This window comes from Ruegeria sp. HKCCA5763 (genome assembly GCF_013034545.1).
Taxonomy (GTDB): domain Bacteria; phylum Pseudomonadota; class Alphaproteobacteria; order Rhodobacterales; family Rhodobacteraceae; genus Ruegeria.
On the sequence record NZ_WQGF01000017.1, the window covers coordinates 44,145 to 59,839 of the forward strand.

11 protein-coding genes are annotated in these 15,695 nt (G+C 57.9%); 6 read left to right on the top strand and 5 right to left on the bottom strand.

Annotation, left to right across the window (positions count from 1 at the left end; all coding sequences use genetic code 11):
- The gene (locus GOV89_RS20890; RefSeq protein WP_171239002.1) at nucleotides 1-858 is read right to left on the bottom strand and encodes an ExeA family protein; all 858 of its coding nucleotides are present in this window, start codon (nucleotides 856-858) and stop codon (nucleotides 1-3) included.
- Nucleotides 859-1,525: 667 nt separating this feature from the next.
- Between GOV89_RS20890 and GOV89_RS20895 the strand changes: the two genes are divergently transcribed.
- The 5 genes from GOV89_RS20895 (at nucleotide 1,526) to xrtD (ending at nucleotide 8,764) form a co-directional block, all read left to right on the top strand.
- On the top strand, nucleotides 1,526-2,209 hold the full coding sequence (locus GOV89_RS20895) for a sugar transferase (RefSeq protein ID WP_371810654.1): 684 nt from the start codon (nucleotides 1,526-1,528) through the stop codon (nucleotides 2,207-2,209).
- Nucleotides 2,210-2,264: 55 nt separating this feature from the next.
- Nucleotides 2,265-4,715 carry a tetratricopeptide repeat protein gene (locus tag GOV89_RS20900; RefSeq protein ID WP_171239003.1) on the top strand — a complete coding sequence of 817 codons (2,451 nt, stop codon included), beginning with the start codon at nucleotides 2,265-2,267 and terminating at the stop codon, nucleotides 4,713-4,715.
- 116 nt (nucleotides 4,716-4,831) lie between these two features.
- On the top strand, nucleotides 4,832-5,440 hold the full coding sequence (locus GOV89_RS20905; protein WP_171239004.1) for a polysaccharide biosynthesis/export family protein: 609 nt from the start codon (nucleotides 4,832-4,834) through the stop codon (nucleotides 5,438-5,440).
- Between the two features lie 12 nt (nucleotides 5,441-5,452).
- On the top strand, nucleotides 5,453-7,009 hold the full coding sequence (locus GOV89_RS20910) for a hypothetical protein (protein ID WP_171239005.1): 1,557 nt from the start codon (nucleotides 5,453-5,455) through the stop codon (nucleotides 7,007-7,009).
- Between the two features lie 135 nt (nucleotides 7,010-7,144).
- Nucleotides 7,145-8,764 carry a VPLPA-CTERM-specific exosortase XrtD gene (gene xrtD, locus GOV89_RS20915; protein WP_171239006.1) on the top strand — a complete coding sequence of 540 codons (1,620 nt, stop codon included), beginning with the start codon at nucleotides 7,145-7,147 and terminating at the stop codon, nucleotides 8,762-8,764.
- 377 nt (nucleotides 8,765-9,141) lie between these two features.
- Here xrtD and GOV89_RS20920 read toward each other — a convergent pair whose 3' ends face one another.
- Nucleotides 9,142-10,392 carry a glycosyltransferase family 4 protein gene (locus GOV89_RS20920; protein WP_171239007.1) on the bottom strand — a complete coding sequence of 417 codons (1,251 nt, stop codon included), beginning with the start codon at nucleotides 10,390-10,392 and terminating at the stop codon, nucleotides 9,142-9,144.
- Nucleotides 10,385-11,647: a nucleotide sugar dehydrogenase gene (locus GOV89_RS20925; protein WP_171239008.1), complete on the bottom strand. Its 1,263-nt coding sequence runs from the start codon at nucleotides 11,645-11,647 to the stop codon at nucleotides 10,385-10,387. Before GOV89_RS20925 ends, GOV89_RS20920 begins: the two co-directional genes overlap by 8 nt.
- A gap of 403 nt (nucleotides 11,648-12,050) precedes the next feature.
- Here GOV89_RS20925 and GOV89_RS20930 point away from each other — a divergent pair, with 403 nt between their 5' ends.
- A complete protein-coding gene (locus tag GOV89_RS20930; RefSeq protein WP_171239009.1) occupies nucleotides 12,051-13,532 on the top strand; it encodes an oligosaccharide flippase family protein in 1,482 nt (493 codons plus the stop codon).
- A 14-nt stretch (nucleotides 13,533-13,546) separates the two neighbouring features.
- On the opposite strand, the gene GOV89_RS20935 is transcribed toward GOV89_RS20930, so the two are convergent.
- A complete protein-coding gene (locus GOV89_RS20935; protein WP_171239010.1) occupies nucleotides 13,547-14,701 on the bottom strand; it encodes a DegT/DnrJ/EryC1/StrS family aminotransferase in 1,155 nt (384 codons plus the stop codon).
- A gap of 18 nt (nucleotides 14,702-14,719) precedes the next feature.
- Nucleotides 14,720-15,685 (bottom strand): sulfotransferase, encoded by a 966-nt coding sequence (locus GOV89_RS20940; RefSeq protein ID WP_171239011.1) that lies wholly within the window; start codon nucleotides 15,683-15,685, stop codon nucleotides 14,720-14,722.
- Nucleotides 15,686-15,695: the final 10 nt, after the last annotated feature.

A 15,695-nucleotide genomic window follows, 5' to 3' on the forward strand; every position in this document is an offset into this window, starting at 1 on the left:
TCAGACTGTCAGCTCCTTCTCGAGTGAGTTACCGCCAAAGAATACACCATCATTGACCACCTGATTGACGACGTCTTCGTCCACCTTTTCCGACTCACTTGTCCAAGCATACAGCAAGGCAAAGTCGCAGAACTGATTCACCAGGCGCGGGACGCCCCGGGTCTGCTGGAAAATCAGCCTGCAGGCGCCTTCCGTGAATTCTCCGCCCGATCCGCCGGCGGTCTTCATCCGGTGCCGGACATAGGCTTCGACCGATTCTTCATCCATCCGTTCTAGATGGAAACTTGCGGCCACCCTTTGCGTCAGCTGACGCATCTTGGGGTCCAGAACCATATCACGCAGCTCGGGCTGCCCGACCAGCACAAGCTGAATCAACTCATCGGTGTTGGAGTTGATATTGGTCAGCATGCGGATTTCTTCCAGACCTTCGACCGTCAGGTTCTGCGCCTCATCGAAAATCAGCACAACCCGACGCCCCTCGGCATATTCCGAGATCAGAAAATCCTGCAGCGTCTGGAAGATCTGTACGTAGGTCGCATCATTGTCGATCGGTAGGCCCAACGCATGCAGCACCCATTGCAGTAATTCGCCCCGACCACCCTGCGCGTTCGAGATCAGCCCAACGGTAATGGATTGCTCCATATCGCTGAGAAGGTGCTGAATCAGTGTCGTTTTTCCGGCGCCGATTTCGCCCGTCAAAACGGTGATCGGGGCGCAGCTCATGATGCCGAATTGCAGCACCGAATAGCCGCGCTTGTGCAGCGGCGACCAATACATGAACCCAGGGTCCGGAAGCAGCGTGAAGGGCCGCCGGTCAAGACCGAAATAATCTAGATAAAACCCGTCACTGGACGCCATGGAACCCCGGTTTCCTTCCGCCTTGTCAAACCTTGCACTGGTCCCCCAGGAATCACACAAACTCATACTCTGAACCACCAGAAATCCCTTACCCAACACACATATCACATAAACAAAACGTACTTGCGTATTACTCTGCCATAAAATCAAGATAGCAATCAGCACTAAACTTCACATGCGATGAATTGACTTAGCGATCCTGACAATCGGGGCGCTCGAAGCCGCCTGTTTTCGCCAAACACCTGATAAAACTGCCCGGAAAAGCGGCAAGGCAGGTCACAAATCGGTACCCCACAGAAAAATCTCATCGCGCGCCATTTTATGTCGAATTAAAGTCAAAACCCCCTAAAACCCCAGATTGTGTCGAAAAACACAACAGATATCCCGACCTCTCTTGCGCGGCGGGGTACGGTTCGGGCCTTAACAGCAGGGAAATACGGTCTCTTTTCTGTGTCGACGGCCCGATCCGGCAGGATTATTGTTTTGCAAGCCTACCGGAATTTGTTAAGAATTGCGGGCAAAGGGTCTGCTGACATGTTGATACAAGCAGAGCCAAGTAAGGCATAAAAACATAAAAGATTTTGTATACAGAATGAGGTTGAGCGTAGTCGGTTTCTGAGTGTGGTAGGTGGTTCTTGGTTAATTGTGTGTGCTGGGGGTTTAAATAGTGACGAGTCATTCGAAAGAAGCAGCCAATCCTGGCTACTCTAATATTTCTGTGATGCCTACTTCGGTGGATTACCCTGGGTTTTACAGAAGTGTCGGGAAACGCATCTTTGATATCGCGTTCGTGCTGCTTGCAGCCCCTTTTGTTGTACCTCTGGTTCTTTTTCTGGCTGTTTTCCTTGTCACTCAAGGCGTGACCCCGTTTTACCTGCAGAAACGCGTCGGCAAGAACGGCAAGGTTTTCAACCTGCTCAAGCTGCGCACCATGGTGCATGACGCCGATACGGTTCTGAAAGACTATCTGGCGGCCAATCCCGAGGCGCGTGACGAATGGAACCGCAATCAAAAGCTGCGCGATGACCCCCGCATCATCAAGTTCGGATACTGCCTACGCAAATTCTCGATGGATGAGCTGCCCCAGTTCTGGAACGTTTTTGTTGGCGAGATGTCCCTGATCGGCCCCCGCCCGATGATGGTGAAACAGCAAAAGCTTTACCCCGGCAAATTCTACAACGCGATGCGCCCCGGCCTTTCGGGACCCTGGCAGGTGTCCAGCCGTAGCCAATCTTCCTTTGCCGAACGCGCGGCGCACGATACAGACTATTGGAAATGCATGTCGTTCAGCACAGATGTTTCAATCCTGATCCGGACCATCTTCGTGGTTCTGCGCGGCACCGGTTGCTAAGACCGGTCCCCGCCGCCTATCGCAAGCTTTTCGTAATCGATGCGGGAGAGCAGCATTGAGCAGAACAGGACCCAATATCAGCAAGCGACTGGCAGTGGCCTTTTTTGCCGTGTCCGTGCTGCTCAGCGCGTGTGACACAGCCGAAGAACGCGCCGAGGCGCATTTTCAGGCTGGGATGGCCCACCTGGAAGAGGGCGATGTCGAACGCGCCCTGGTCGAATTCAGGAATGTCTTCAAACTGAATGGCCGCCACAAAGAGGCCCGGCTGACCTTTGCCAGGCTGGAACGCGAACGGGGCAATATTCCCATCGCCTACAGCCAGTATCTGCGGCTGGTCGAGCAATACCCCGACAGCTTGGAAGGGCAGCGCAGCCTGGCGGAATTGGCACTGGAAACGGGCAATTGGGAAGATGTCCGGCGACATGGCGCGGCGGCGGCGCAACTGGCGCCGGATGATGTGACGATCAAGTCCATCAACAACACGCTGGCCTATACTGACGCGGTCAGAAATGGCGATGCTGCCAATGTGGACTTCACCATTCATACGGCGCGCAAATTCATCGAAACAAACCCTGAGCTGATGTCTGCGCGCGAGGTCGTGATTGACCACCATATCCGCAAGCTGGACTGGGAGGTCGTCCTTAAGGAATCCGCTGCGGCCCTGGACATCGCGCCAAAACGGGAAAACCTTTATGGAATCCGGCTGCGCGCGCTGCAGGAGCTGGACAAACCCGACGAAATCGAGGCGCTGCTCAAACAGATGGCGCTGTTGTTCCCCGATGATGAAGGCATCGAACAATTGCTGGTCCAGCACTATATCGGCCGGGACAATCTGGGTGCGGCCGAGCAGATGCTGCGGGCCGAGGTGGACGCGCAATCCGAAGAGTATCTGCCAACCCAGAGGCTGATCGCGTTTCTGGGGGAATATCGCGGCATCGATGCGGCAATTGCCGAACTGGATGCGATCATCGCCCAAAACGGTGCCAATATCCCCAAACTCAAAACCGCCCGGGCCACGCTGAAATTCGGCATGGGCGATACGCAAACGGCGATTGCCGAAATGCAGGAGCTTCTGGAAGGTGCGGACCGGAACATCCAGACCCGCGAAAGCGAGGTTGAATATGCCCGCATGCTGTTCCAGACTGGCAAACCCGCCGAGGCCAAGACCCTGATCAACAAGGTGCTGGAAGAAGACGCCACCCAGGTGGGTGCGCTGAAATTCAAAGCGTCCTGGCTAATTGACGAGGACAAGACCGGCGATGCCATCGTGCAATTGCGCGAGGCACTTGGCCAAACGCCCCGGGATCCGCAATTGATGACCCTGATGGCCCATGCGCATGAACGCAACGGCGACCGGGAACTGATGGGGGAAATGCTGGCGTTGGCAATCGAAGTCTCGCGCAACGGGCCGGAAGAATCGCTACGCTATGCCCGGTTTCTGATTGCAGAGGATGATCTGGAAATCGCCGAGCGTGTTCTGACCGATTCCCTACGTCAGGATGTAGAACAACCCGAGCTTCTGTTTCTGCTGGGTGAGGTCTACCTCAGAATGCAGGATTGGGATCGCGCCCGCGCGGTACAGCAATCACTGGGCGACATGGGCACCCCGGAAACGCGTCGTCTGGCGAATGAGCTCAGGGCGCATATGCTGGCTGCGCAGGACCGCGCCGATGACCTGACGGTATTCCTGGATCAGCTGGCAAATGACCCCGAATTCGGCTTGCCGGCGGATATCGCGCTGATCCGGTCCCTTCTGGCCCGGAATGAGACCGAAGCCGCCTTTGCCCGCCTTGATCAGCTGCTGGAAAAGAACCCTAGCTCGGTGCCGCTGCGCCTGCTCAAGGCGCATGCTCTGGCTGGTGAGGGCAAGAGCGACAGCGCTGAGCAGATGTATCGCGCGATCCTCGCAGACCACCAGGATACGACACGGGCCTGGCTGGCGCTTCATGCACTGCTGAGCGAACAGAACGCGCCTGAAAAAGCCCGGCAAACCCTTACAAATGCTTTGACAGCGCTGCCGAACAGCCCGGATCTTCTGATGTTGCAGGCGGCGGATCACGAACGCGCCGGGGATTTGGATCAGGCAATCGCGGTCTATGAAAAGCTTTACCCGCTCACCGGTCGCTCCATGGTCATCGCAAACAATCTGGCAAGTCTGCTGACCACATATCGCAGCGATGACGAAAGTCTGCAGCGCGCGCAGGTTCTGGCCCGCCGTCTGCGCGGCACCCGCGTACCGGCGTTTCAGGACACCTATGGCTGGATCGCCTATCGGCTGGGAAATTACGACGAAGCTGTAGAATATCTGGAACCCGCAGCGCAGGCGATACCGGATCACCCGCTGGTCCTGTACCACCTGGGCAAGGCCTATGACGCGATCGGTCGCAAGGAAGAGGCCCTGAACGCCTTTCAGGCCGCCCTGAACACCAACATCCCTCTGAGCGTGACCCCCTCGCTGGAGGCCGAAATCGAACGGATCAGTGCAGCGGAGCCCCCCGGGCAGTAAACACCCGGGTTGGAGTCCGCGGCATTTCTGCCGCATCTCATACCCCGTGAACGCACCACAGATTGTTTCGTTATCGGGAAAGAGTAATAAAAGAGGAAAAGTTGAGAGATTTGAACATGCGGACAGTACTTGGATCCCTGATCACACTTGTCGTCACCATGGTTGTGGCGACCAGCGCCTGGGCGCAGTCCTACCAAATCCAACCGGGGGATGCCCTGCGAGTTGAGGTGCTGGAAGACCCCACCCTCAATCGCACCGTTCTGGTTCTGCCGGACGGGTCCATCACCTTTCCGCTGGCCGGGTCGGTCCGGGCTTCGGGCAAGTCGACCGACGGTCTCAGCTCATCTCTTGCGTCGGCACTGGCCACGAACTTCAACACACCTCCGACGGTCTTCGTTTCGATCGCCTCGCTGGGCGCTCCGGCCCTTCCGGGGAGTGCGGCGGCCGGACCAACAATTGACGTCTTCGTCATGGGCGAAGTGGGCGTGCCCGGAAAACATCTGGCATCCGAAGGCACAACAATTCTGCAGTTTCTGGCTCAGGTCGGCGGCCTGACCAATTTTGCAGCGCGTAAACGCATCGAATTGCGTCGGCCCGACACTCAGTCAGGGGCGATGAATACATATATCTATAACTACAACGGCTCGGGCAGCGGCATCAAAGGCACAACAGTGCTCAAAACGGGAGACGTAGTTGTCGTGCCAGCACGCCGCTTGTTCGAATAGGGGCTAATACAGGTGGGAAAATCCGGATACAGGCTGGTCTCTGCGCTGGGGGGCGGGATCGCTTTTGCAATTTCACTTTCGCCACCCGCAACCGGACAGCAGACCGCGACGCAACAAACGACGGTACAACAGTCGAATGCGCAACAGACAACGGCACCTTCGGCGCCGGTCCAGCAGACACCCAGCCTGCAGCTTCTGTCGCAGCGCGCGCAACAGAACCCGGCCCGTAGGGTCGGGCAGCCCGCGCAACAGGTTGGCACCGGAACCGGCCTGACCGTGACGCTGGATTACCTGTCCTCGCTCAGATATGACGACAACCTGCGCCTGACCGACCCCTCTTTCGGGTCGACCACCTGGTGGGAAAACACCCTGGCGCTGGGGGTTGTGAACCAGACACCGGATTCGACACTGACATTCGATCTGTCGGGGCTGTACCGGATCGCCAATGAACCGATCATCGGCACGGAATCGAGTTTCTCGGACCCGTTTACACAGCTGACCTATCAACGGGACCGCGCCAACAGCCGACTTCGGTTGCTGGCCGAGTATCGCGAGAGAGATCTGGCCTTCAACCGGTCCCTGACCGATGTCAATCTGGACGGCATCATCGACGCAGCCGATGTCACCGGCTCTTTCGGGGATCAGGTCAACACCCGGGGACTCCTGAACTGGCAAACAGGTCTGACCGATCCCATTGGTTTCCGGTTCGACTATACCTATAGCGAACGCACCTATCAGAACACAATCGACCCGAGCCTGTTCGACAACCGGTCCGACCAGTTCACGGGCGCCGCCATCTTTCGGATTTCGCCGATTTTGCAGACGAACCTGCGCGTCAACTACCGCGAGTTCGAAGCTGATGACACCGCCCAGACCGACAGGAATACGACAACCGTTTCAACCGGAGCATCCTACGACATTTCCCCCACGACCTCCGTCAGCGCAAATATAGGCTACACGCAGGTCGACAACACGCAAGGGGCCACCAACACGAACAACGTAACCGAGAACTTTGTCTGGAGCTTCGGCTGGAACAAAACCCTGCCGGACGGAAGTGTCAATTTCCAGGCTGACCAGTCCTTTGGTGTCAATGGCACCCGTACCAACGCCACCTTTGGCCGCAGCTACCAGCGGCTCAACTCAACGCTGAGCTTCAATGCCGGGTTTACCCGGGGGCCGTTTGACGAAGTCACGCCGATTGGCCAGATCGATTACAGCTATCAGTTACCCACATCCCGGATCGGCGCCACTATCCAACGCCGGGTCGGCACCAGCACCCAAAGCGTGGAAACCCGCCAGACGCTGGCGTTCCTGACCTATGATTACTTCATCAATTCGGTATCGGCCCTGTCCTTCAGCGCCAATTTCATCGACCAGGAAAACGAAGGCTCCGGCCCCTCCAACCCGCGCCAGCGCGGCACGTTCAACGCCTCTTATTCCCGTGCGGTGACAAAAGACTGGGCGCTGAATTTCGGCTATCAATATGAAATGGACGACCGAAGCAATATTGATGTGGATTCAAGCTCGTTTTTCCTGACACTTGGACGGCGATTCACACTCAAGCCCTGAGCCGCCTTCGGCACAGTTTCAAATAACGAATAAATACCAGCCAGAAATATCCATTGTGCCAGATTCGAATCCAAACTCTGCGATCCAAAACCGGCGCAATTCAAGATCAAGTTTTATTGTGCATGATGATTGGTGATGCATCGTCTCGATTCGAAAGACAGCCGTAGCCATACGCTTGAAGCGGCCCGCACTGCCCTGCCGACGATCAGCGCGGTGGGTTTGTTCTGGTTTGCCCTGCTGCTTTTGGGATCGATCCCCGTTTTCTGGATCGGTATCGTCTCGCTGGGCGCGGCCTGGAGCACGCCAGAATACAGCCACGGGCCACTGATCCCCATCATTTCGCTGTATCTGTTCCTTCGCGAGCTGCGCAATATGCCGCCGCCCAACCCGGTCGTCCATGACCGCTGGCCGGGCGTGGCGGTGATTGCGGTGGCGCTGGTCATCGCAATTCTGGGCAACCTGACCCGCATCCCGGATATCGTCACCTATGCCATGATCATCTGGACCGGTGGCGTCATGCTGACCGTGTTCGGCTGGAAACGCGGCATCCATCACCAACTACCAGTGATCCATCTGGTCTTCATGCTGCCTCTACCGCAGTTCATCTACTGGAAGCTAACGATCTTTCTGCAGTGGGTGTCATCCGAGCTGGGCGTCTGGTTCGTGCAGCTGGCCGGTGTCTCGGTCTTTATCGAAGGCAACATCATTGATCTGGGCGTCTACAAGCTGCAGGTGGCCGAGGCCTGCGCGGGGCTGCGTTACCTGTTCCCGATCCTGAGCTTTTCCTATCTCTTCGCCCTGCTGTATCGCGGCCCGATTTGGCACAAGGCAGTTCTGATGTTGTCGGCAGCACCGTTGACAGTGCTGATGAATTCGGTCCGCATCGGCGTGATCGGTGTTCTGGTCAACCACCACGGTATCGAACAAGCCGAAGGGTTCATGCATTTCTTCGAAGGGTGGGTCGTCTTCCTGATCTGCGTGGGCATTCTGTTTCTTATGGCAATCGGGTTGCAGCGCCTGGCCCCCAACCCCAAACCCTTTGCCCAGACCATCGATCTGGATACCGAAGGGTTCGTCCCCATCGCGCTGCGCATCGTGGGTATCAAAGCCTCGGTGGCGCTGGCGGTAGCGGCGGTTCTGACACTGGCAGTCTCAACGGCCTGGGCGCTGCGGCCCGCCTCGGACGTACAGCACGTCGAACGCGATCCGTTTGTTCTGTACCCGCGCCAGCTTGGGCCGTGGTCCGGTTCGACCACCAGTCTCGATCCCAAGGTGGAACGGACATTGGGCGCCAGCGACTATCTGAACACCACCTATATCGACACCACCTCCGGCGATTTCGTGAATATGTTCGTGGCCTTTTACAACAAGCAGACCGAAGGCGACGGCATCCATTCGCCCGAAGTCTGCCTGCCCGTCGGTGGCTGGGAAATCTTCAGCCTTGAACCTTACGAGGTCAATCCGGGCAACACCCCATATGGCAGTTTCACCGTCAACCGCGCGGTGATCCAGAAAGAGCTGTCAAAGCAACTGGTGTATTACTGGTTCGAACAGCGGGGTAAACGCATCGTCAACGACTTCCGTGCCAAGCTGAGCGTGATGCAGGACGGCTTTATCATGGGCCGCACCGATGGTGCATTGGTGCGTTTTGTGACCCCAATCCAGCCCGGTGAAACCGAAGCTGACGCAGATGCAAGGCTGCAACGCTTCATGGAACCAAGCCTGAACCGCCTGCCGCAATTTGTGCCGTTTTGATATACGGCATTTGGTGCCAGTCAGCCTCTGGAATTCCTACTGTGCAGTATTTCTCCGGGTCCTGTGGCTGTCTGAAACTCCTCACCATCTCCGACTTGCATCATCTGAATCTCTTGCCAAAACAAAATAAGCCATCGCTTAACAATTGCACTGCGATCTACGCTCGCTCTTGCCTGCTCAAAAGCAGCGTTCGAAAAAAATGATGTCCGCCGCTCTGTTCCAATCAGCCCTTGGCTTAATTATTTTGTAACACAACCACCTTATCCTGTCATAATCACAGAACTTGAACCCAAGGTTTGTGCAGCGCGATCAATCAACAACAATTCCCATTTTTGTTATTCCAGCCCACTGCGGCACCAAAAGCAACACTTAGGGTTTTACCCCTTCCAGATCCGCTTATACGCTGCAATCAGCGCGGGCACCTGATGGGGCCAGGCCATCTCGGCCTCGACCCTTGCACGCCCATAGCGGCCCATGGCAGCGCAGCGCTCGTCATCTGCCAGCAGTTCGGTGATCTTGTCGGCCATATCCACTGGATCATTGGCCTTGGCATATAGCGAGGCTTCCTGCGCCGAGAACCGCCCTTCGGTCACGTCGAACTGAACGATGGGTTTCTCGAACGCCATATATTCAAGGATCTTGTTCATGGTGGATTTGTCATTCATCTCGTTCACCCGGTCCGGGTTCACGCAGACATCGGCGGTCGACAGGATCTCGAACAGATCCTGATCCGGCGCACGGCCGGTGAAAGTGACATAGTCTGACAGGCCCATATCGACGGATTGCTGCTTCAGCTTGTCCAGGCTGGGGCCGCCGCCCACAAGGCAGAACTGAATGTCGTCGCGCCCCTGAACCTGCACCAGATGCGCCACGGATTCCAGCAGCAGGTCGATGCCTTCCTGATCGCCCATGACGCCGACATAGCCGACCATATATTTGCGCCCATTGCGCCAGTCCGGGTTTGGCGGCAGGTGCTGCAACCGGCTGAGATCGGGGCCTGAGCGGACGATAAACACATCCTCGGGCGCCATGCCGCCGCGTTCGATGGCGATCTTGCGATAGCTTTCATTGGTGGCGATCGACACCCGGGCGGAGGCGAAGGTCAGCCGCTCGAACGTCTTCATCAGCTTCCAGAAGAACCCGCGCTTGTCGAACTTGGCCTCATAAAGCTCGGGGTTGATGTCGTGGTGGTCGAACAGATAGCGCACGCCAAACAGCTTGAAGGGCAGCGCCACCAGAAAGATCAGGTCAGGCGGGTTGCAGCCATGGATGACGTGAAAACCGCAGGTAAACTTGATCTTCAGTGCCAGCCAACTTTCCCAGAACAGCGCCGCGCCATATTCCAACAGATACCCCAGCGCGCCGCTGGCATCCAAAGGCAGCGGGTGGCGATAGACCTTGATGCCTTCGTCTTCCCAGACACGCTCCTCATGCCCCTTGCCAGTCGGACAGATGACCGAGACCAGCGCGCCTGCGGCGGCTAGCGTGCGGGCCTCCATCCAGACGCGGCGGTCGAAGGGCACCGGCAGGTTTTCAACCACGATCAGAACCTTCAGCCCCTTCAGGGGCTGACTCTGGCGCAATTCCTCGAACGAGATCGGCTGAATGGCGGATACGGGGCTAGTCATATTCATAGGTTCTTAGCACCTCTGTATCGCCAAGGTTCAGGTCATTCACGATCCGGTTTGATCCAACCACCAGATCCCAGGGTCCGGCCTCGGCCGTAGCGCGATCCACCAGCAGGCTGCCCACATTGGGCAAATGGGTAAAGGCATAGCCCAGGTTCTGTCCGCGCAGATCGGCAGGCTTGATGGCCGGGTCATAGACCGACAGCTGATACCCCGCCTGTAACAGGCGCCGGGCGATATCGACATTGGGGCTTTCACGCAGATCGTCGGTTCCGGCCTTGAAGGCCAGCCCCGCCATCAGCACCCGGCCCCCGTCAGGCAACCGCGCCATGATGTCCTGCGCCTGATAGGTCTTGTGCGCCTGGTTGGTCTGCAACAGGCTGTCGATCAGATGGGTATGCGCCCCAACCTCGCCCGCGATATGCTGCAGCGCCCGCACATCCTTGGGCAGGCACGAGCCCCCGAACGCCCCCCCCGGACGGGTGTAATAGGCTGAGATATTCAGCTTGGTGTCCGAGACGAAAATCTCGTGCATGGTTTTGGCCGACACGCCCATGCTGTGGCAGATGCGGCCGACCTCATTGGCGAAGGCCACCTTGGTGGCATGCCAGGTATTGTCCACGAATTTGGTGATCTCGGCCTCTTCAAAGGCGGTATAGAACACCGGCGCATCCAACCCTTCGTGCATTTCATCCATCACTGCGGATCGGTTGCCGTCTGCTGTACCGACAACGATTTTGGGCGGATTGAAGAAATCATCTACCGCCGAAGCCTCGCGCAGGAATTCGGGGTTATAGACAATCTCGACCGCCTGCGCCGTCCGATCGCCCAGATAGCTTTGAAAGATCGGCTCGATCAGCTGCCGCACGGTGCCCGGCCGGAAGGTCGAGCGATAGGCCACGGTCAGAGGCCGCGCCCGATCCGGCGATACGGTTTCAGCAATCTGGCGCGTCACCTCGGCCACAAAACTCATGTTATGCGAGCCATCTGTGGAACTGGGCGTACCGACACAGACGATGGCCAGATCCACATCCCTGAGGTCCGGCATTTCAACCGAGGCCCGGATCAGGTTCCTGGCCAACGCTTCGGTCAGCAACTCGGCCACTTTCGGTTCCTTGATCGGGGGCTGCCCGGCGTTGATCTCAGAGACCTTGTCGGCATTCACATCGACGCCGATCACCTCATGCCCCTCGCGGGTCAGACAGCACGCCGCCGTGAACCCCACATATCCCAACCCGAAAATTGCAATCTTCATTCCGCTACACCATTTTTGAAACGTAATACCCGCAGCCCAGTCAGACTGCGGCAACTCTTAACTCAGCAGACTTGCACGACCCGAGGCCGATCTGAGACACTGAAGCGGAAATTTACCTTGCTATGTGATGCCATTTGCTGACACGGAAGAGGTGTCATCGCCAAAACATCACACAAACATCTAACACTGAATAATAAAAACATGCGATCTCGTTATAATAAATCCTTCTTTGATTTGATTATCAGCCGATCGGCCTGCTTGCCAGATCTGAGATTCCACATTTCAAAGCACCACATTGAAGAGCGCACAAAGGGAAACACTAACGGGAAAACTAATTTGTTGTTCCCAATTCGGAAATATTGATCACGTGCAGAATTCCCCTGATCACAACCCGGCCCCCAGCATGCTGACACGCCGCTCTGCCCTAGCGGTGGGCGCGGCGACACTGCTGGCCTCCGGTGTCTTTCGGCAGAGCCTTGGGCTTTTGACGATTGCCATCACAGCGCGCCTTCTGACGCCCGAAGATTTCGGCATCATCGCATATTTTCTGATCGCAACGGCGCTGCTGGAAATGTTTCAGCGGCAGATCGGAATGGTCCTGATCCGGCTTGATAATGTGACGCCCGAGCATCTGCACACCGTGTTTTCGTTCCAGATCATCTTTGGTCTGATGGCCGCTATCCTGTTCTGGGCGGCGCAACCTCTGGTCGCGCTGCTGGGAATACCGGCACTCACGGACATGATGCCCGTGCTGTCGGCCATGTCGCTGGTGGTGGCCATCAAAAGCCCCCGTTTCCTGCTGTTCGAACGCGGCCTACGGTTTGGCTTTGCGGCGGGTGAAGAAACCCTCAGCCGTTTGGTTTACGCCATTCTGGCCATCACCCTGTCTTGGTACTGGCGGGATTACTGGGCCATCGTTGTGGCAACCTTCGCCGGGCAGGTCATGCGCGGGGTTTGGACATTTTCGATTGCGCCAATGCTGCCCAGACTGACCCTGTCCCAATGGCGCGACAGCCTGTCATTCTCGTCTTGGACCATCGGGGCGCAGTTTGCGCAGTTCATGTCCGCCAACGCCCCGCAACTGATCATTGGTGCCACATTGGGTCTGGCGGATGCCGGTCTGTTCCGGATCGGCACCCGACTGGTCAATGTCGTCACCCACCAACTGTTCACGCCGATCCTGCGGGTGGTCTATCCCGGGCTGGCCGACCTGTCCCGGAAAACCGATCAGGGCCGGGAAGGGTTCCGCAAGATCAATGCCGGTTTCCTGGCGATCCTGTTGCCGTTCAGCGTGGGCTTCGCGCTTGTCTCGGTTGATGTAATCTGGATGTTTCTGGGCTTCAAATGGGTCGCAGCTGCACCGGTGATCTGGGTGCTGGCCCCGCTTTATGCGCTGAATGCGCTACAGGCAAGCGTACGGTCCGCCGTCTATGTCGAAGGCTCGACCTCGTTGCTGTTCTACAGGAACACGATCCTTCTGGTTGTTGTCTGTCTGGTGATGTGGATCGGAGTTCAATATGGCTTCTACGGCGCCCTGATCGCCGCCGGTCTGGCCAATCTGGCCGGTTTGATTGCCACATTGATCATCGCCAAACGGTTCGGAAACGGCGGATTTTTTGAGCCCCTGATCGTCGGATGGCGCAGCTTTGTCTCTTGCGCGCTGATGGCACTTGCGGTCATCGCCACCAATTACGCGCTGCGGGATGTTCTGCTGGTGACATACACCCCGGGCATCGTGCTGCTGAAAACCGGCGTCGGCGTGGTTGTCTACACCACCACCCATATCGCTCTCTGGGCCATGACCGGGCGACCGAACGGGTTTGAGACCATGGTGTTTTCGCTTCTGGGCAAGCTGCGCAACCATCTGCGCAGCCGCAAGGCGTAGGGGCGTAACCCGCGTTACAGGACCTGCCGCAGCTGGGTGACGATATGATCCAGATGCGCAGGGCCCAGAAACTGGTGCAGCGGCAGGGATAGCACGTTGTTTTTCAGCGCCATCGCCTCGTCCTGACCGGTCCAGTCCAGATTGCGGTTGAACCCCGCCCACCAGGGCGTGGCACCGATGCCGCGCGCCTGCAGATCGCGGGCGACCCGGTCCCGATCCGCTACCAGAAGCGGCATGTTCAGCGGGCAGGTCCCCAGCTCAAGATCCGGTTTCAGCAGCGTAACATCCTGCACCCCGTCCAGAACTTCGCGATAGTGGTGCCAATTGGCCTGCCGGGTGGCAATGATATCCGCCACCGAGAACGACCGAAGTGGCCGCAAGGCAAAGGCACTGATCCGGCGGTTTTGCAGGCTTGGGTTGAAATAATAGTGCCACGGGATGTCATCCATCTCATCCGAGGGCAGATCAGCTGGTTCCGCCGTGTCCGCCCCGTTGCGCAAAGCGCGCTTCAGGCTTTGCGCCCGATCCGCCCCCAACACATTGACCAAAGCAGACCGCGCCAATGTCTTTGCGACGATCTTTCCCGGGGCTGGGCGTGAAAACGGAGAGGCCGTGCCCAGATCAGGGGCATTCACGACCAGAGCGCCCCCTTCCAGCACCGGGACGAATTTATAGAAACAGAAGACCGACACATCGCCCGCACGGCCTTCGGCAGGGGCTGCGCCGCTAAGCAGGCTCAGCGCGCAATCTTCGATCATCCGCAATCCATGCCTGTCGCAAAGCGCCCGGATCGCTGCCAGTTCCGGCTGGATGATCCCGAAGTAATGCGTGACATAGATCGCCCGTGTCCGGTCGGTGATCAAAGGCTCAACCCGGACCGGATCAATGCGCAAATCCTGCGCAACCGGATACAAGCGTACCGACAGCCCGGCATGGATCAGCGGATCAACCTCTGAGCCGCAATTATAGGCAGGCACCAGCACCTCATCCCCGGGGCGCAGGCCCAGCAGATCACACCCCGCGCGGATGGCGACCCGGGTGTTAAAGCTCCAATGCACCTGACGGTCTTCGAACAGCCGCGTGAACCCACCATCGGGGTCGCGCTGAAACAGCCGCACAAACCGCATCGACGGGTCACTGCAATTCAAAGGGGCCGTATTATGCGCCATATGTGTTCTCTTTCCCGATCACGCCGCCGCGTCCGCTTTGATCTTATCCAGACGGGCCATGATCTGCGACCGGGTTTCATCCTCGGGCTGCCGGCGGACGGTGATGCCGGGCAGGGGCTGCGGGGCCGGTTTGCGCATGACATCCAGGCCGTTCTGGGCAAAGAAGGCCTCCATGTCCGAGAGGGCGCGCTCGGGCTCGGTACACAAGGCTTCATAGCTGATTTTCAGGACCCGATCCGGATGATCCAGCGTATTGAAGCCCGCCGCCAGATCACGATGGCTCAGCACAACCTGCGCGCAGGATTGTGTGACCGGATCGGCATCGGCATAGGCCTGCCACCCAGTCGGGCGCAGCGACCACCAACCCGAGGCATCCATCGACGTCTTGTCCTGCCGCGCCCGCACAAGCGAGTGCGCATTATCCGCCCAATCCCGATCTATGTAGATGAACACCGCGTTCGGGAAGGTTTTCAGCAGCAAAGGGAAATCCGATTGCAGGATCATGTTCTTGACGATCATGGGCCTGCCCGCGATCCGGCCGATGGCTGCCAATTTGCGGCGCATCCGGGCCGGTGTCAGCCCGGGTTTATCCAGCAGATAGGGGGCGGCATAAGGCATCCAATGCACCCAGATCCGCCCGGCCTCGCTGGGGGCGGCGTTGCCCTCAAGCTCACCATAGACGCTGTCGAACGACCCCTGCCGATCCCGCATCACCTTGCGGCACAGCCAGGTTGCGGCAACCGGCACGCGGAACAGCCGCTTGGCCAGGTTCGAGAAATACCCGCACTGAAACCGGGTCACCATCAGCTCATACAGCAGCGTCGACCCCGACCGGGGCGGCCCGACGATGAAACAGATCGGCTGATCATCGGACCGGGCCCGCTGTTCCAGAACAAACTCCAACGGCGACAACAGGCCCGAGACGATCAGGTTCAAATATTTGGCACGCCAACTGCTGTAAGAGACAAGCGGTTCCTGACTCATATCCCGCCCC